Genomic DNA, 16457 nt, shown 5'->3' on the forward strand with positions numbered 1-16457 from the left:
GTTCTTTCAAAATTTTTAAACAAGTGCTGTGAAATAATCCGTCAGCGCTTATAATGAATCCGTAACAAGTAAAGGAGCGCTGTATATGAAGGAGTTAGATCTATCTAAATCTTTATTCGACTTAGTCACTCTTTATCCCGAAATCAAGGATTTAATGTATAAATTGGGTTTTGAAGCAATCGCAAAACCGGGCATGCTGCAAACAGCCGGTCGCTATGTAACGATTCCCAAAGGAGCAAAAATGAAGCACATTCCAATGGAAAAAATAATCAAGGAATTTGAAGCGAATGGGTTTACAGTGAAAGGAGCAGTCTAATGGAACGAACAAGAGAACAACGCCAAGAAAGAATTGTCGAGATTTTGTCACTGCTGCACCAAGGCGGTTCATTTGAAGAAGCGAAGGAGCTTTTTAATCGAGAATTTGATGGTGTCGACGTGACGGAGATCACGGCAGCGGAAAAGGCCTTGATCCAAGGAGGCTTGAATCCGCAAGAAATCCAAAAATTATGTAATATCCATGCGGCGGTTTTTAAGGGTGCCATCAATGAGATCCATCGCTCGAATTTAGAACATGCACAGCCGGGACATCCAATCCATACCTTAAAACTGGAAAATCAAGTTTTGCAGTCCTTGTTGACCGATGAAATCGATGGTCTGTTAACCAAGATCAAAGCTGGTGACTGGTCGCAGAAGGAACGTTTGCTCAATGCTTTGACCGATTTGCTGCAGATCGATAAGCACTATGCCCGCAAAGAAACACTGATTTTTTCTTATATGGAGAAATACGGCATCACCGCGCCGCCGAAGGTTATGTGGGGTGTGGACGATGACATTCGTGATCAGATCAAAGCATTGATCCAATTGGTCCGTTCAGAAAAAGCAGCTTATAATCCCATCGCGGAAAAGTGGGAAGCGGTCAAAAATGAGATTGAAGAAATGATCTTTAAAGAAGAAGAGATCATGGCACCGATGACACTCGATGTATTCAGCCTGAAAGACTGGGAAAAGATCGCCGAAGACAGCTTTGATATCGGCTTTGCATTTATTCCTGAGCCGTTGCCATGGAAAGCAAGTCAAGCTTCCTTGGAAAAGGAACAAGAACGGGAGCCGGCTCGACAATTAGCGATCCAGCAAGCCAAGGAAACAACGGAAGGAATCGCAGCTGGTTTGGCGGCCGAAGCGGAGGAAGCCGCACTAGAGGAACACTATGATTGGGAAGAGCAAGCCTCCAGCGAAACGATCGTACTGCCGACAGGTACATTGAAGCTGCAGGAAATGATCGCCTTGTTCCAAGTTTTACCGGTAGATCTAACGTTTGTTGATAAGGATGATCGCGTTCGGTTCTTCTCAGAAGGCAAGAACCGGGTCTTCCCGCGGACCAAATCAGTGATCGGTCGCGAGGTCGTGAATTGTCATCCGCCTAAAAGCATGCACATCGTTGAACAGATTTTAGCTGATTTTCGTTCTGGTGCGCGGAGCGAGGCTGATTTTTGGATCGATCTGCGGGGCAAAAAAATCTATATTCGTTACTTTGCCTTGAAAGATGAAGCGGGCGACTATCTCGGTTGTTTAGAGGTCACCCAAGATATTACGGATATCCAAGCGATTGAAGGCCAAAATCGTCTATTGGAAGGGAAAACAGAATAACATTTAAAGCGAAGAGCGCTCAGAATTCTGAGGGCTCTTTTTGCTGTCGGTAATGATTGACAGTAAAAAAAACAGCTATTTATCCGAAAAAGGCCTCTTCTTGATACTAATCAATTATTTTCCGCGGAGATCTTTGTAAACTGATAGAGAAAAGAAGAGGAGTGAGAAAAATGAAGTTTCAGAAAAAAATATTGGCTCATAAGACTGCGATCACATTTATCAATGCGTTTTTTATTGTGTTGGCATTAGGTGCTAAATTTTTGTTTCAACAAAACGCAGTCTATGATATCGGGATGGCCCTCGCCTCAGTTTTTGGGGTCTTACCAATCGCTATCCAAGCATATCAAGCGGCTAAAGTCAAAGTTGTCAGTATCGATTTATTAGTGACGATCGCCGTGATCGGCGCCTTTATTATTGGCGAATACAATGAATCAGCGATCGTCACCTTCTTGTTCCTATTAGGTCATTTACTTGAACAAAAAACATTGGAACACACGCGCTCAGCGATTCAACAATTGGTGAAGCTTGCCCCGGCAACCGCTTGGAAGTTAGTCGGAAATGAAGCGGAGGAAGTCGACATTGATGAAGTCGAGGTCGGTGATCAGCTACTAGTCAAGACTGGTGCTCAAGTGCCGGTAGACGGTTTAGTCATCGAGGGGACCGGCTATCTTGACGAAGCCAATGTCACCGGGGAATCAAAGCCGGTCTTCAAAGAGCATAAGGCGCAAGTATTTGCTGGAACGATCTTGGAGAATGGCACACTGAAAATCGAAGCGCAGCGTGTGGGAGAAGATACGACCTTTGGGAAGATCATCGAACTAGTCGAAGAAGCCCAAGACAGCAAATCATTAGCCGAACGGTTTATTGATCGTTTTGCGAAGTATTATACGCCTTTGATCCTCGTTTTAGCCTTGATCGTCGGGCTCGTGACTCAAGATGTTCGATTAGCCATCACGATCCTGGTCCTGGGCTGCCCCGGCGCTTTGATCATCGGTGTTCCCGTGTCTAATGTCGCCGGAATCGGAAATGGTGCCAAAAACGGTATTTTGATCAAAGGCAGTGAAGTGATGAATACCTTTAGTCGAGTGAATACGATGGTCTTTGACAAAACAGGAACCTTGACCAACGGGAAACCAAGTGTTGCCTTTGCGAAATTCTATGAGGATTCTCCTAAAGACTACTTGAGTCTGACTGCAGCGATTGAAAGTGAGTCGGATCATCCGCTAGGCAAAGCAATCGTCGACTATGCGCAGCAACAAGGTAAGAAAAAAATCGCAGCGATCAATGTTTCAGATACAGTTGTGGTGAAAGGAAAAGGAATGGCAGCGACAGCGGATGGTGTTCGCCTGACGATTGGGAATAAGGCTTTGATGCAGGAACAAGCAATCGCCATTCCTGCAGCGATTCAACAGGATGAAAACACCTTGCAGCTACAGGGCAACTCGGTCGTCTTCGTAGCAGTAGAAAAACACGTAGTCGCTTTGATCGGGATCAAAGATCAAATTCGTTCAGGTGTGTCAGATACATTGGCGATGCTGAAGAGTAATGGAATCAAGCGGCTGATCATGCTGTCAGGCGACAATCAAACCACTGCCGAGATCGTTGGTAAGGAACTAGGGTTGTCTGAAGTGCATGGCGGATTGCTGCCGGAAGAAAAATCGGCTTTCATTCGTCGGCTACAAGCAGAAGGAGAAGTCGTCGCCTTTGTTGGTGATGGGATCAATGATAGCCCATCGATCGCCCTAGCCGATATTGGGATTGCGATGGGAGGCGGAACAGATGTCGCGGTGGAAACTTCGGATGTCGTGTTGATCCAATCAAAATTTGAGAACTTGGTACACGCTTATCAATTAACCAAAAAAACCGTACTGAACATGAAAGAAAATATTGCTATTGCGATCGGGACGGTACTATTTTTATTAATCGGGCTGATCTTCGGCTATGTTTATATGGCCAGCGGCATGTTCTTCCATGAGTTGAGCATACTGATCGTCGTCATAAATGGTATGCGCCTGCTTTCTTATCACACAAAAAGTTCAAAACTTGATAGAAATCAATTTGTTGAAATGGAAGAAACAGTAGAATAAGGGTGTCAAATAAAGAAGGAGGAATCCATTATGGAAAAGGTAATTATTCAACTAGGGACATTGACTTGTCCATCATGTATGCAAAAAATCGAAAATGCGGTAGGACAGCAGGCTGGAGTCGATAAGGTAAAAGTTTTGTTCAATGCTAGCAAGGTCAAAGCAGAAATCCAATCAGACCAAACCAGTCCAGAAACCTTGCAAAAGGTGATCGAAGACTTAGGCTATGAAGTAGAAGCCATCAAAGTAAAGGAGCTCTCATAAGATGAATGCAGAAGAAAGATACCAAGCGGAACAAATCCAAAGTGGCAAGGATCATCATACACCGACAGCGGGGGCGATGATCAGTCACATCTTAGCGAACCTTTTTATCCAACGAGTAAAATTGCGCCAAGCAGCTTACTATCTGACAGGCGAATTCCGGGGCTTTGCTGAGCCAAAACTGACACAGATGATCGCGGAGGAAGACCAGTTGTTCGACGAATTGAGCCAAGGGGTCTTAGCAGAAGGGGAACTGGTTCCGACAACGATTGAAGAGTTCACCAACTATGCCATGATCAAAGAGAGCGGAAAATTGAAGTATGAAGCAGCTGAAACGGTCTTAGCTGAAATCGTGGCTGATCTAGCAACCCAAAATCTATTCATTACACGAGGAATCGCGCTAGCTGAGAAGGAAGCGAAGTTTGGATTAGCCGAATTTTTGAAAAAGCTTTATACTTGGATTAAGCAAGAGCAGCTGGTTTGGCAACGTTACTTAGGAAATGACGTCAAGCAAGCTGATGAAGAAGATGACGACGAGTAATTGAAGCTAGAGGAGGATTTTCATGAGTCAAGAACATTTATGCGTTTCTTTGGTCCCATTATTCAACCACTTGGTTCAGGACGATCAAAAAAAGATCCATGCTTTGGTCAATCATCGGATCGTTGATAAAGGGGAGCAAATCTTTACTCCGGATGGGGAAGAACAGCTGGTGATCGTGGCTCGTGGAAATATGAAAGTTTATCAACTTTCCTCCAATGGCAAGGAACAAGTTCTGCGAGTGGTAGAGCCCGGCGGCTACGAAGGGGAGAACCAATTATTCGGAGTCCGCAATGACGTGTTGTTTGGTGAAGCGCTGGAAACAACGGAGGTTTGTATCCTCAAACAACAGGATTTTTCTGATCTGCTGTTAAAGTATCCACAGTTGAGCCTCAAATTATTGGAGATCAATGCGGCGAAGTCGGTGCGGACCGAGCAGCAAACACAATTTCTAATGATGGAAAAAGTCGAAGAACGTTTGGCGACTTATTTGTTAGATCTAGCCAAAGCAACGAGAAAAAATACGTTCGATCTGCCGATGAAAATGAAGGAACTGGCCTTGTTTCTAGGAACGACACCGGAAACCTTATCCCGCAAGTTCAAGCTGTTAGAGAAGGAACAGCTGATCCGACGGGAAAAACGTCATGTCGTTTTACTGGACCCAGACGGATTAGAAGACTTATAAAAATAGAAAAATCAGGTTTAACGCGTGGACGCCGCGTTTCAAACCTGATTTTTTGTTTATTCCAATGCGTGATTGACATCTTCCAACATCATTTTAACGGACTCCAGCCCACCACCGCTCAGATACCAAACGTCTGGCTGCAGCGAAATGACTTTTTTATTTGTGCCGGCAGTTGTTTGAGCGACTAGTTCATTGACAGCAACATTATTATTGCTGTCATCACCACCGATTGCTTTTGTCCGGTCGATGACGAAAAGGACATCAGGATTTTTATCCAGAACATATTCATAAGAGACACTTTGACCGTGAGTAGATGCCTTAATGGAATCGTCCGCTTCTGCAAAGCCGAAGGTATCGTAGACGATTCCGAAACGTGAATCTTTTCCATAGGCAGACAATTGTCCTTCGTTAACCAGAACAGTCAACGCTTTATCTTTGCTTTCTTCTGCTTTTGCTTTTGTTTCCTTGATGCTGGTTTCAAGTTCAGCCAACTGTTTTTTCGCAGCTGATTCTTTGCCGAAGATTTGTCCCAACGTCTGAACATTTTGTTTGATGGAATTCCATGTATCGGAAGTGTCCACCGCTAAGTACATCGTTGGGGCGATCGCATTTAGCTGATCTAAAAAATCGCTTTGGCGACCAGAAATAATGATCAAGTCCGGTTTCATTTGATTGATTTTTTCTAGGTCGGGCTCTTTGATCCCACCGGCAGAATCTACTGTTTTGTAATCTTTCAGATACGTTGGCAAGTTATCTGTTGCTGCTCCTACGACTTTATCGCCTACACCTAAAGCGTCTAACGTATCTAAGGAACCATTATCAAAAACGACGACCTTTTTAGGATTCTTTGGGACAGTTATTTTGCCGTTAGAATCACTGACTTCGATCGTTTCTGCTTTGGCTGTGGTGCTTGTCGCGGCTTTTCCTGTTGAATCACTCGTTCCTTCGCTGTTCGCTGAGCTGCAACCAGCCAATCCTAGACCAAGTAATACTACGGATAAGCCAACTATATATTTTTTCATTCCTAATTCCCCCTAATTTATTATTAAAGAACTCATTTTTTTATGAGTCTTGATACCAAAATTTTTTTAGTTGAAATACATACAAAAACGTTTGCCGTCTAATTCGCAGATTTTGATCTCCATTTCGTATAACGCATTCAAAATATGCGGCTGGATCATTTCTTCCATCGTGCCGTGAGCGAAAATCTCACCGTTTTTCATTGCAACGATCTCGTCGGCGTAAGTTGCCGCGAAGTTGATGTCATGAATGACCAGCAGAATCGTCTTATGTTCTTCTTCAACCAAACGCCGCAAGGTCTTCATCAACTGGACTGAATGGTTCATGTCTAAGTTGTTCAAAGGTTCGTCCAATAAAATATATTCCGTATCCTGTGCTAAGATCATCGCAATATAAGCCCGCTGTAACTGTCCGCCGGATAAAGTATCAATCATTTCTTCTGCCATTTCGACTAACCCAAGTTTTTCTAAAGCATAGTCGATCCTTTGTTGATCTTCAGTAGTTAAACGACCTTTTGAATAAGGAAAGCGACCAAAACTCACAAGTTCCCGCACCGTAATTCGCAGATTGACTCCGTTACTCTGCTTTAAAATCGACAGTTTTTTCGATAGCTCATTGGAACGCCAGGCCTTTACCTCATTGTGATCGAGATAAATTTGACCCGTATCGATGGAGGTCAAGCGGCTGATCATCGACAGCAGGGTGCTTTTACCAGCACCATTTGGCCCGATAAACGCGGTCAGTTTCTTTTCCGAGACGGGCAAGCATACCTCGGAAATGACTTTTTTGGTCCCGTAGTTTTTCGAGACCGCTTTAAGATCAATCATTTTGACCGTCTCCTCTCATAAATGATTTTCCCAATAAAGTACAAACCGCCGATGAATTGTGTCACGACGCTGACAGTTGTCTTTAATTGGAAAACCTGTTCAACCAAAAATTGGCTGCCAACTAAAAAGATGATCCCCAATAAAATGGCGGTAGGGAATAAGTAGCTGTGGCGGTAAGTCGGCATCAGCTGATAACTGATGTTTGCGACAATAAACCCCAAAAATGTAATCGGTCCGACTAATGCGGTTGCTGTTCCTGTTAAGAGGCTGACCAAAAACAATATCAGAATCTGAAATTTGTTTAGTGAAATTCCTAAGTTCGTCGCTTGGTCACCGCCTAAATGCAGGACGTCTAGATAACGGTTAGTAATAAATAAAACAAAAGACCCCAGCAGAATGATTCCAGCAGCAATGCCTAAATGTGTAGTATTGATATTCCCAAAGCTGGCAAAAAGCCGTCCTTGAAGCAAATCGTATTCATTAGGGTCCATCATTACCTGCAGGAAATTACTTGTGCTGCTGAATAGGGTCCCGAAGATCATTCCCAGCATCAGCAGAATAAATAAGTCATTTTGCTGCCGTTTCAGCAAAACCTTGGCTAGAAGCAGACTCAGCAGCGCCATCAAAAGAATACTGGTCAAAAAAGTAGCCGTTTGCTCCTGTGACAACATTTTGACACCCCCGATGATAAAAAACAGCAGGGTTTGGATCAAAACATATAAAGAATCTAAGCCAAGAATATTAGGTGTCAAAAATTGGTTTTGTGTTAAGGTTTGAAAACTGACGGTTGCCATTCCTGTTGCCAATGCCACCAGCAAAAAGGCCGCAATCTTTTTGCCTCGCAACAGCCAAGCGAATTGAAAGTTTCCATAAGTGTTATAGGTCAAGTAAAGCCCGCAAAGGAGAATTGCAATAATCGTAAGGACGATCAGAAGCAGCCCTTTTTTTGGCAGAGAAAAATTCATGCGCGTTTCCTCCTAACCAGCAGGTAAATAAAAATCAAACTGCCTAAAATACCTACAGTCAAACTGACGGGCACTTCATAGGGCGCGATGATGATACGTGAAAGAATATCACAGGCCATTAAAAATAGACTGCCGCTCAATGCGGTAATCCATAGATTCTGCTTTACATGATCGCCGTAAATCAGCGAAACGATATTTGGTACGATTACGCCTAAAAAAGGAACTGTACCCACCATAATCAAAACCAGTCCGCTGGCAGCAGCAACTAAGCCGATGCCAAGCATCTGAGTCAGTCGATAATTAACGCCTAGATTGACTGCGACATCTTCGCCTAAACCCACGATTGTGAAGAAATAGGCAAAAAAATAGATAATAAAAAATAACGGAATCGTCAGATAGAGCAGTTCATAGCTTCCTTTAGTCACTAATGAAAAATTTCCCTGCAGCCAAGAAGACATATTCTGAATCAATTGAAATTGATACGCAAAAAAAGTAGCAACAGAACCGACAATGTTACCGAACATCACGCCTAGCAACGGTAGAAAAATCGGATCTTTTGTTGGAAGCAGTCGGCTAAGACCTAAAAAAATCAGCGTTCCCAGAAAGGCAAAAACAAATGCCGCAAGTGTTCGAATGGTCGTCGAGGCATTAGGCAAGAAGAGCATAACGAGTAAAATCCCTAACCGAGCGCTATCCATTGTGCCGGCGGTTGTTGGTGAAACAAATTTATTTTGTGTTAGATGCTGCATGATCAGACCACAGATACTCATCGTTGCGCCAGCTAAAATCAAGCTGACTGTACGCGGTATACGTGTGGTAGCAAGTATCAACCATTGTTCTGAATCTCCCTGAAACAAAGCGTGCAACATCAAATCTTTTACTCCGATAAAAATAGAGAGAGCGCTTAACAAAAATAAAACAAGAACAATTCCTTTTTTTCTCAAAGACTCACTCCTTAAATAATTGATAATGATTCTCATTCTCTCTAGTTGTAAAGTTTAGGTGAAAAACAAAACAAATGCAAGTTATTTTTAAAACATCATTTTCTATAATAGTGACACTATTAAGTAGAAATACTGTTAGTTATCTTTCCTATCATGAGGTCTGTGTCATGAACGTACTTTAAAATAATTGTGCATAGCTGAATTTATTAGACACAAAAAAACTGAGAAAAAATTTCCCAGTCCTTAGGTGTTGCTTATTTTTCTTTTTTAAAGGTAACGAGGATCGCGCTTCTTGTCGCGATAACGTTCGGCATATAAGAATGTGTCACCAGTTCCCAGCCTTCTTTTGCCCGACTGTTGACCAAATCATCCAAATGACCTAAATCCTCGGTACTGGCACTATCCTTAAACCATTTCACTGATGTTTCCAACACTTCGCTTTTGTAAGTCCACATGTCTAACTCCTCCTTTTTTTATTATTATAAGCTTGGAAAAAAGGAAAAGACGTCATTCGAAATGATTGTTTCGAAAAATGGTCCAGACTTGTGGATTCATGGCTTCTTAGGAGCAATCAGAAACTATAGTTTCAAGGAGGTTAGTCCTCTCTGTCAGCCAACATCTGTTTATAGGTCGCTTGTTTATCTTCCAAGAAAGCCAGATGCTCATCAATTTTTCTTCTTTCTGACAGCAGCCGATTTCTTTGGGTCGCCAAGAGCTTCATGCGCTTTTCGATCGTTTGATCGCCTTGGCTGCGAAGCTTCGAATATTTTTTGATTGTTTCAAGATCCATCCCAGTTTGCTTCAAGCGTTGAATGAAACGCAGCCACTCAATATCCGCTTCGCTATATTCACGATAACCGCTTTTGTTTTTCGCGGGAGCACTGATTCCCAGTTCTTCATAATAACGCAGAGTGGGAATGCTAAAACCAAGTATTTCAGAAACTTCACTAATTTTATACATTGTATTTCTCCTTACCCAAAAAATTGGAAAGATATCCTTGCTATCAAGTCCACTTGATAGTCTATAGTACTTTACCATAAAGGAGGCAGGAGCTGCTATGAGTGATAAAAGATTGGAACAGGGAATCAAGAATTTGAAGAAGATTGATGGTGAGGCTGGGGAACGAGTGATCGAGAACCTCGAGACTATCGCGCCAGATGTTGGGCGCTATATCCTAGAATTTGCGTTTGGCGATATCTATAATAACGATAGGTTGTCTTTTCGGGAACGGGAGATTATTACGATTACCAGTTTATTGACGCAAGGAGACACGAAACAGCAATTAATGGTTCATATCCATGGTTCGTTGAACGTGGGAATCACGGAAGAAGAGATTATCGAGATCTTTACCCACTGCATTCCCTATGTGGGATTTCCGCGAGTTTTGAATGCAATCACAAGCGCTAAGGAGGTATTCGACGCTAGAAATAAGGATTCTATTTTATTTTAATCGCTAAAATTTCACAAACTATTGACATACCCCTACTAACTTAGGTAACGTAAGAAGAGAAGTATGAATGCGTTATCAAGAAGGAGGAAGAATGCTCTATGTTTGATTTGAATGGAAAAGTTGCAGTAGTAACAGGTGCAAGCAGCGGTTTAGGTCGTGATGCGGCAATTGCGTATGCCGAAGCAGGTGCCGATCTCGTTTTGTTGGCTAGACGTTTGGAACGTTTAGAGGAATTGGCGGAGGATATCAAGGAAATGGGTCGTGATGTCTTGGCGATCAAAATGGATGTCACGAATGAAGAGAATGTCAAAGCTGGTATCCAGCAAGCCTATGATCATTTTGGACATCTGGATATTTTGCTAAACAATGCCGGGATTGCAGTCCGCGGCGGGGTTGACTCCTTGACAGTGGAAGACTTTGACAAGTCGATGGATGTCAATGTGAAGGGGATTTTCTTAGTCAGCAAGTATGTGGTGAAGCATATGATAGACAACAAGTATGGCAGAATCGTCAATGTTGCTTCGATCAATGCGGTCATGGCAGATAAAGACGATGTGTTTATTCGCCACTCCTACAATGCCAGTAAAGCAGCGGTTCTAGGCTTAACCAAAGGGATGGCGGCTAGCTATGGGAAATATAATATTACGACAAATGCGATTGGACCAGGGCTGTTCGAGTCTGAAATGACAGAAGATACGCTATTTAAATCAGAAGCTTTCTTAAATCTATATCAAGGCTTGAATCCGATGAGCCGTCCAGGCAAGCGTGGAGAGTTAAATGGTACGATCCTTTACTTCTCTAGTGATGCATCAAGCTATACGAATGGGCAGTTCATTGTCGTTGATGGTGGGATGTCGATCGTCTAAGCAAACGTTTTGAAGCACTTTTTCATTATGAGAAGGTGCTTTTTTGATTTATAGGAACTGAAATTTATAAATAACCTCCTACTTTATCATTATGTTTGCTAAAATTAATAAGCATACAAATAAATGGCATATTCATCTGCGAGGAAATTGAAGCAGAATAGGGGGATAAAAATGAAGAATTGTCTAAATTGTGGGCACGAAAATTTGGCGGATGCCCGCTTTTGTGAGGAATGTGGACAACCGTTTAAAAAAGAAGATGAAGAAAAATCTGTTGATGCTAAGGGAGAGGGCGGCGATTTCTGTTCAAATTGCGGAGAAGCAGTTTCGGTGGATGCCGATTTTTGTCCAAACTGCGGACACCAACTTAAAACAACTGTAAGACCAGCAACTAAAGTGAGGAAACCATTATCAAAGAGGCAAAAAATCGGCATCGCCGCAGGAATCGCGGCAGTAGTGCTGTTGATCGGCGGTTTTATGTTTGGCCGCTATTACTACAGTTATCCTCAGCAGTTGAGTCGTTTTGAACAGATTTTCAAAACACAAGATCCTGAGAAAATCGCAGAGGTTGTTGCTTCAGAAGATCCGAACTACAAAGTATCGACAGCGAAAATGAAAAAATTTGTCAGCTATTATCAAGAGAGTAATCATAAAGCCGACTTTGCTGATTTTCTAAGGGATTTAAAGAATAATCCGGGACAGTTGGAGGATTTTTCGGTTCAACGAAAAGGGAAGTATCTGGGAATATTTCCGCGTTACCAGCTGGTAATCCAGCCAGTCTATTTAACGGTTATGACAGATCAGGCAGATATGCAGCTGTCGTTAGATGATAAAAAATTGGCGACATCCAAAGGCAGTAACTATCAGACGACTTGGGGGCCGCTGACACCGGGCAGCTATAAGGTTGAAGGGAATTTGGATAGCGAAAAATCCACATCTACTCAAGCTTTGATCCGCTATCATAATCCTGATTTTGAGACAGACAGTCATATCGCCATCAATCTGCACAAAATTTCCTTTAAGGTCACGTCGAATATCGACGGAGCCAAGGTGCTGCTGAATGACAAAGAAGTGGGAACGATTCAAAATGGGCAAGCGGAGATCAAGGATGTGGTCTGGCATCAGGGGATGGAGGTGCAGACTTCCTTTAAAACGGGGAATGATCAGCTGAAAAGTGATACTTATCGGATTGCTGCTAGTGAATTTTTAGCAGATGATTACGACGTGGATAGTTATGCTTCAGAGATCAATCTGGATTTTGACAATGTCCAATCCAAAACAGATGTACAGAATTTCTTGGATAATTTGTACAGCGACCTTTCAGGCTATACTTCGAAGTACAGTGATTTCGGTGCGTCTGAAAAAAGCGAATTAGCAGAATATTTCGTGAACGGCTTGAGTAACGGGGATGAAAAAGACTTCGAGAAGTTTATCAACGACATTCGGACGGGGGATAAAAAATCACGGGTCGATGCGAAGGCTAAAGTAGAAGCTGTCAGCATGACTGGTAAGGATGTGTATACCGTTCAATACTTGATTTATTATGATACCATCTTCACCGACGATACGGATGATATAAACCAAGTTTTCCGTTATAAGAAGGCCACTTTGCGCTATAACGAGGACGAAGCCAAATTTCAAATTGACAATCTCGGAGGAGTGGAGAACTTTGAGACCGTGGATAGCGGCGGAGTATAGGAAAGAGGGATGCCAGTTCGGCATCCCTCTTTTAGATCAGATTAAAAACATTTCGAACACGGTGTCAATCCGCGGGCTTGAGCCTCCTCCAAGGTTGCTGGTGAATATGTGCCGTTGCCGCATTTATGAGTATGATACTTGCTGCCTGTTGGAGTGACGTAGACTGTCTGTCCTTGAGCGGGTTCCGCGGCTTGCTGAGCCTGCGCTTCCTGCTGAGCGCGAGCTGTTGCTTCAGCCTCTGCTTGGGCTTGCTGTTGTGCTTGTTCTGCAGCTGCAGCTTCTTGGGCAAGGCGCTGTTCCTCCGCTTTTTTAGCCGCGGCCGCTTCATCTGCGATTCGTTTTTCTTCGGCTTTTCTAGCTGCCTCGGCTTGCTCCGCCGCCCGCTTTTCTTCGGCTTCTTTTGCTTCTTGTTCTTTTTGTAGCCGTTCTTCTTCGGCTGCCTTGGCTTCTAATTCTTTTTCAAGTGCTTTCACATGTGCAGTGACAGCCGCTTGACTATAGCCTTTATCTGCCTGCGCATAATTTTCGATGCTCCAAATATTGAGCTTTTGTTCTTTGGCTTTTTGTTCTGCTTTTTTAATTTGGTCCAAGTATTTCGTATTTTTTCCTTTGGTGCTGCGAACCATTCCTAAGCCTTCATCGGCAAGTGTTTCCTGAACGAGCTTGCCATCCACCCAGACATAAACCAATTCGCGTTTTTTACTGTCGCGCTTCTTACCTTTGTCGTATTCGATCTGGATCTTTTTGGCATCTTTAAGGAGTTCTTTTGTCCGTGCTTTCGCTTCTTTTGCATAAGGACTCTCTTTTTTTAGATCAGGTGTGTCGATCAGTAAATACTTTGCTGTAACATTCTTACCATTTTTCAATTTGAACCGGGTTGTATCGCCATCAATATACTTTTTGACTTTGACAGTTACTTTTTTGTTGGCTGTTCGTTTGATCTTTACCTTTTTTTCAGTCTTTGTTTTCGCTGCTTCTACTTGATAATACTGTGTTGGAGTAGAAAATAGAAAACTAAATAGTAATGCGAATGTAACCCCAAGCTTGACCCCCATGTGCTTCTTCATTTGTTGCCCTCCTTCTATCCATTAATAGGAAAATAAATTATTTAAGAATATATGTGTACTTAAATAATACTATATTTATAAACATTTTTGATCATTATTAAGTAAATTAATAATCAAATAAAATTTTTAGTGCAAAAGAACCTAGATGAATCGTTGTTTGAGGTTTTAATAGTGTTATTTCTAGCATCAATTAGTTGCATCTCTAAAAAAAACAAATAGTTAGATTGCTAATTATTAGAATGTGAATGTTTTTGATTGACAAACTTTTTGACGGCGTGTATATTCTTTTCGAACAGTTAGATATCTAATTTTCAGCGAAGGAGGAATTCTTTTGGATAGAATGGTCGTTTCAAATTTGATGCGTTCAATTATGAATAAGTCCCGTGAATCGATGGAGCAACGCGTCAAAGATATGGATATCAGTCCTCAGCAGGGACGGATGATCTCCTATATCGCTCAAAACGAAGACAAGGGCTTGATTCAAAAGGACTTAGCCGAAGTATTTCAGCGCCGCGGCGCAAGCATCACGAGTATGCTGCAGGGATTAGAAAAAAAGGGTTACATCGAGCGCCGAATCCCAGAAGACAACGAGCGGCAAAAAAACATTTACGCACTGCCTAAGGGAAAAGCGTTAGTTGACGAAACCAATGAAGCCTTTTATGCAGCGGAAAAAGAATTGGTCCACGCGTTGACGGAAGAGGAAGTCCAACAATTGACAGAGCTGTTAAGAAAAATCGATCGCAGCCTCTAATTAACAAGCAGCGAGTAACTGCTTGCAGCTAAATAGTTAGAAATCTAACAATTAAAAATCTAATAGAAGAAGGAATTATCATGGAAGAATTTGACGCTAATGAATCAAACATTTACTACTTAAAAGAAAGTCCGATCCGTAAAGCCATCGTACATCTGTCGATCCCGATGATGGTAGGTATCTCGGCTACGACGGTCTACAATTTGATCAATGCCTATTTTATCGGCTTGATCCACGATACAAATATGATGTCCGCGATTACTTTGGCGATGCCGATCACGATCATTTTGATGGCTGTCGGGAATATGTTTGGGGTTGGCGGCGGAACTTTTATAACGCGCCTGCTTGGTAGCGGCGATACCCAAAAAGGTCGGAAAGTTGCTGGCTATTCCTTCTATACAAGCATTATTCTTGGCGTGATTATCGGAATCGCAGCGATCATCTTTATGAATCCTTTTGTTCATTTACTTGGGGCAGATAGCCAAACGATACTCTATACTAAGCAATATTCAACGATACTATTTGCTGGTGGTTTTGCCTTTGTCTTGAACTTTGCTTTGGAGCAATTGGTTCGTTCAGAAGGGGCTTCAAAGGAATCAATGTATGGAATGTTTATCAGTGTAGCCGTTAGTATCGCGCTAGATGCATTATTGATTTTAGTCTTTAACATGCATGTGATCGGAGCCGGTATTTCAACGGTATTGGCAAACTTGGCTTCAACGGCTTACTATGTCTGGTTCTTGGAAAATAAAAGTGAATCCTTGAAGGGCTTTTTGAAGCATTTCAAGATTTCAATCAAAGATCAATTGGAGATTTACAAAATCGGTGTTTCTGAATTATTCAAATCGGCTTTTATGATCGTGACAACGCTGCTATTGAACAATTTTTCTGTACAGTACGGCGACAATGTTGTAGCCAGCTTTGGTATCGCGGTTCGAATTACTCAACTACCTGAGTTTTTGACGATGGGGCTGTTCTTAGGAGCAATGCCGTTATTCGCCTATAGCTTCTCTGCTCACAATACGAAACGTTTAAAAGAAGCATTGAAGGAGGTTTCTCTGTGGATCGGTGGTATCTCGATCATCTTTGCTCTAGCTGTTTACCTGTTCCGCGCACCTGTAATGGGCCTATTTACTAGTGACCCTCGGGTGATCCAAGTAGGCCTAACAATCCTGGCTGCACAATTGGTTTCTTCCGTCTTTAATGGTTTTTCCGGTTTATTCACTGGAATCTTCCAAGCGTCTGGTTTCGGTGCGCAGACGGGCGTGATGTCAACGATCCAAGGAACCTTCTTCATTCCGGTCGTCTTGCTGCTGCATCATTTTTACGGCTTGAATGGTTTGATTTGGTCTATGACAATTACAGAAGGGACCGCCTTCGTTGCTGGTGTGATCATGATGATTCCTTACTTAAACAAACTAAGTAAAAATGAATTACCAGCGATGCAAGAACGATAAAAGTCTTGATAGAAGAAATATGTAAAAAGGATCAATCATTTGGTCCTTTTTTGTTGTCAAAAATATTTTTTTTACTAAAAAGATAGAGTTATTTTAAGCCGTTTCATGGATTATAATATAAGAGGAGTTAGTTTTTAAAACAATAAAATGGAAACGTATTCTTAGGAGGAGAAACTTTATGAAATCACAATCATTGTCG

The 16457-nt window shown here is 42.3% G+C and carries 18 protein-coding genes; 11 read left to right on the top strand and 7 right to left on the bottom strand.

Annotated elements, in window-relative coordinates:
* Window positions 1–85 precede the first annotated feature (85 nt).
* The 6 genes from E6139_RS06820 (at window position 86) to E6139_RS06845 (ending at window position 5215) form a co-directional block, all read left to right on the top strand.
* Complete coding sequence (locus E6139_RS06820) at window positions 86–316, top strand: DUF1858 domain-containing protein (protein ID WP_316402311.1); 231 nt, start codon at window positions 86–88, stop codon at window positions 314–316.
* A complete protein-coding gene (locus E6139_RS06825) occupies window positions 316–1647 on the top strand; it encodes a DUF438 domain-containing protein (protein ID WP_316402312.1) in 1332 nt (443 codons plus the stop codon). Before E6139_RS06820 ends, E6139_RS06825 begins: the two co-directional genes overlap by 1 nt.
* 170 nt (window positions 1648–1817) lie before the next feature.
* Complete coding sequence (locus E6139_RS06830) at window positions 1818–3734, top strand: heavy metal translocating P-type ATPase (protein ID WP_316402313.1); 1917 nt, start codon at window positions 1818–1820, stop codon at window positions 3732–3734.
* Between the two features lie 30 nt (window positions 3735–3764).
* Window positions 3765–3995 (top strand): heavy-metal-associated domain-containing protein, encoded by a 231-nt coding sequence (locus tag E6139_RS06835; protein WP_115873091.1) that lies wholly within the window; start codon window positions 3765–3767, stop codon window positions 3993–3995.
* A 1-nt stretch (window position 3996) separates the two neighbouring features.
* Window positions 3997–4533, top strand: a complete 537-nt coding sequence (locus E6139_RS06840) for a ferritin-like domain-containing protein (RefSeq protein WP_316402314.1) — start codon at window positions 3997–3999, stop codon at window positions 4531–4533.
* Between the two features lie 22 nt (window positions 4534–4555).
* Window positions 4556–5215, top strand: a complete 660-nt coding sequence (locus E6139_RS06845) for a Crp/Fnr family transcriptional regulator (protein WP_316402315.1) — start codon at window positions 4556–4558, stop codon at window positions 5213–5215.
* Window positions 5216–5271: 56 nt separating this feature from the next.
* Here E6139_RS06845 and E6139_RS06850 read toward each other — a convergent pair whose 3' ends face one another.
* From E6139_RS06850 to E6139_RS06875, 6 genes are all read right to left on the bottom strand, one after another.
* Entirely contained in the window at window positions 5272–6237 is a 966-nt protein-coding gene (locus E6139_RS06850) for a siderophore ABC transporter substrate-binding protein (protein ID WP_316402316.1), read from the bottom strand.
* A 66-nt stretch (window positions 6238–6303) separates the two neighbouring features.
* A complete protein-coding gene (locus tag E6139_RS06855) occupies window positions 6304–7062 on the bottom strand; it encodes an ABC transporter ATP-binding protein (RefSeq protein WP_316402317.1) in 759 nt (252 codons plus the stop codon).
* Complete coding sequence (locus tag E6139_RS06860; RefSeq protein ID WP_316402318.1) at window positions 7059–8027, bottom strand: iron chelate uptake ABC transporter family permease subunit; 969 nt, start codon at window positions 8025–8027, stop codon at window positions 7059–7061. Before E6139_RS06860 ends, E6139_RS06855 begins: the two co-directional genes overlap by 4 nt.
* Window positions 8024–8971 (bottom strand): ABC transporter permease, encoded by a 948-nt coding sequence (locus E6139_RS06865; protein ID WP_316402319.1) that lies wholly within the window; start codon window positions 8969–8971, stop codon window positions 8024–8026. The genes E6139_RS06860 and E6139_RS06865 overlap by 4 nt, the downstream gene beginning before the upstream one ends.
* A gap of 254 nt (window positions 8972–9225) precedes the next feature.
* Entirely contained in the window at window positions 9226–9426 is a 201-nt protein-coding gene (locus E6139_RS06870; RefSeq protein ID WP_316402320.1) for a DUF4177 domain-containing protein, read from the bottom strand.
* A gap of 140 nt (window positions 9427–9566) precedes the next feature.
* Window positions 9567–9932 (bottom strand): MerR family transcriptional regulator, encoded by a 366-nt coding sequence (locus tag E6139_RS06875; protein ID WP_316402321.1) that lies wholly within the window; start codon window positions 9930–9932, stop codon window positions 9567–9569.
* 97 nt (window positions 9933–10029) lie between these two features.
* Here E6139_RS06875 and E6139_RS06880 point away from each other — a divergent pair, with 97 nt between their 5' ends.
* From E6139_RS06880 to E6139_RS06890, 3 genes are all read left to right on the top strand, one after another.
* Window positions 10030–10422, top strand: coding sequence for a carboxymuconolactone decarboxylase family protein (locus tag E6139_RS06880; RefSeq protein WP_316402322.1), 393 nt, complete (start codon window positions 10030–10032; stop codon window positions 10420–10422).
* 98 nt (window positions 10423–10520) lie between these two features.
* Window positions 10521–11288, top strand: a complete 768-nt coding sequence (locus E6139_RS06885; protein ID WP_316402323.1) for an SDR family NAD(P)-dependent oxidoreductase — start codon at window positions 10521–10523, stop codon at window positions 11286–11288.
* A gap of 171 nt (window positions 11289–11459) precedes the next feature.
* Window positions 11460–12983 carry a TcaA 3rd/4th domain-containing protein gene (locus E6139_RS06890; RefSeq protein WP_316402324.1) on the top strand — a complete coding sequence of 508 codons (1524 nt, stop codon included), beginning with the start codon at window positions 11460–11462 and terminating at the stop codon, window positions 12981–12983.
* Between the two features lie 41 nt (window positions 12984–13024).
* Here the strand turns inward: E6139_RS06890 and E6139_RS06895 are convergent, their stop codons facing one another.
* Window positions 13025–14050: a thermonuclease family protein gene (locus E6139_RS06895; protein WP_316402325.1), complete on the bottom strand. Its 1026-nt coding sequence runs from the start codon at window positions 14048–14050 to the stop codon at window positions 13025–13027.
* Window positions 14051–14381: 331 nt separating this feature from the next.
* Between E6139_RS06895 and E6139_RS06900 the strand changes: the two genes are divergently transcribed.
* Both E6139_RS06900 and E6139_RS06905 read left to right on the top strand, forming a co-directional pair.
* Complete coding sequence (locus E6139_RS06900; protein WP_316402326.1) at window positions 14382–14801, top strand: MarR family winged helix-turn-helix transcriptional regulator; 420 nt, start codon at window positions 14382–14384, stop codon at window positions 14799–14801.
* A gap of 80 nt (window positions 14802–14881) precedes the next feature.
* Entirely contained in the window at window positions 14882–16258 is a 1377-nt protein-coding gene (locus E6139_RS06905) for an MATE family efflux transporter (protein WP_316402327.1), read from the top strand.
* Window positions 16259–16457: the final 199 nt, after the last annotated feature.

The sequence above is a fragment of the Enterococcus sp. genome (assembly GCF_032555305.1).
Lineage (GTDB): Bacteria > Bacillota > Bacilli > Lactobacillales > Enterococcaceae > Enterococcus_A.

Excerpts from the sequence above, each read along its gene's own strand:
- E6139_RS06820 (WP_316402311.1), top strand. The coding sequence starts at position 86 with ATGAAGGAGTTAGATCTATCTAAATCTTTATTCGACTTAGTCACTCTT.
- E6139_RS06825 (WP_316402312.1), top strand. The coding sequence starts at position 316 with ATGGAACGAACAAGAGAACAACGCCAAGAAAGAATTGTCGAGATTTTG.
- E6139_RS06830 (WP_316402313.1), top strand. The coding sequence starts at position 1,818 with ATGAAGTTTCAGAAAAAAATATTGGCTCATAAGACTGCGATCACATTT.
- E6139_RS06835 (WP_115873091.1), top strand. The coding sequence starts at position 3,765 with ATGGAAAAGGTAATTATTCAACTAGGGACATTGACTTGTCCATCATGT.
- E6139_RS06840 (WP_316402314.1), top strand. The coding sequence starts at position 3,997 with ATGAATGCAGAAGAAAGATACCAAGCGGAACAAATCCAAAGTGGCAAG.
- E6139_RS06845 (WP_316402315.1), top strand. The coding sequence starts at position 4,556 with ATGAGTCAAGAACATTTATGCGTTTCTTTGGTCCCATTATTCAACCAC.
- E6139_RS06850 (WP_316402316.1), bottom strand. The coding sequence starts at position 6,237 with ATGAAAAAATATATAGTTGGCTTATCCGTAGTATTACTTGGTCTAGGA.
- E6139_RS06855 (WP_316402317.1), bottom strand. The coding sequence starts at position 7,062 with ATGATTGATCTTAAAGCGGTCTCGAAAAACTACGGGACCAAAAAAGTC.
- E6139_RS06860 (WP_316402318.1), bottom strand. The coding sequence starts at position 8,027 with ATGAATTTTTCTCTGCCAAAAAAAGGGCTGCTTCTGATCGTCCTTACG.
- E6139_RS06870 (WP_316402320.1), bottom strand. The coding sequence starts at position 9,426 with ATGTGGACTTACAAAAGCGAAGTGTTGGAAACATCAGTGAAATGGTTT.
- E6139_RS06875 (WP_316402321.1), bottom strand. The coding sequence starts at position 9,932 with ATGTATAAAATTAGTGAAGTTTCTGAAATACTTGGTTTTAGCATTCCC.
- E6139_RS06880 (WP_316402322.1), top strand. The coding sequence starts at position 10,030 with ATGAGTGATAAAAGATTGGAACAGGGAATCAAGAATTTGAAGAAGATT.
- E6139_RS06885 (WP_316402323.1), top strand. The coding sequence starts at position 10,521 with ATGTTTGATTTGAATGGAAAAGTTGCAGTAGTAACAGGTGCAAGCAGC.
- E6139_RS06890 (WP_316402324.1), top strand. The coding sequence starts at position 11,460 with ATGAAGAATTGTCTAAATTGTGGGCACGAAAATTTGGCGGATGCCCGC.
- E6139_RS06895 (WP_316402325.1), bottom strand. The coding sequence starts at position 14,050 with ATGAAGAAGCACATGGGGGTCAAGCTTGGGGTTACATTCGCATTACTA.
- E6139_RS06905 (WP_316402327.1), top strand. The coding sequence starts at position 14,882 with ATGGAAGAATTTGACGCTAATGAATCAAACATTTACTACTTAAAAGAA.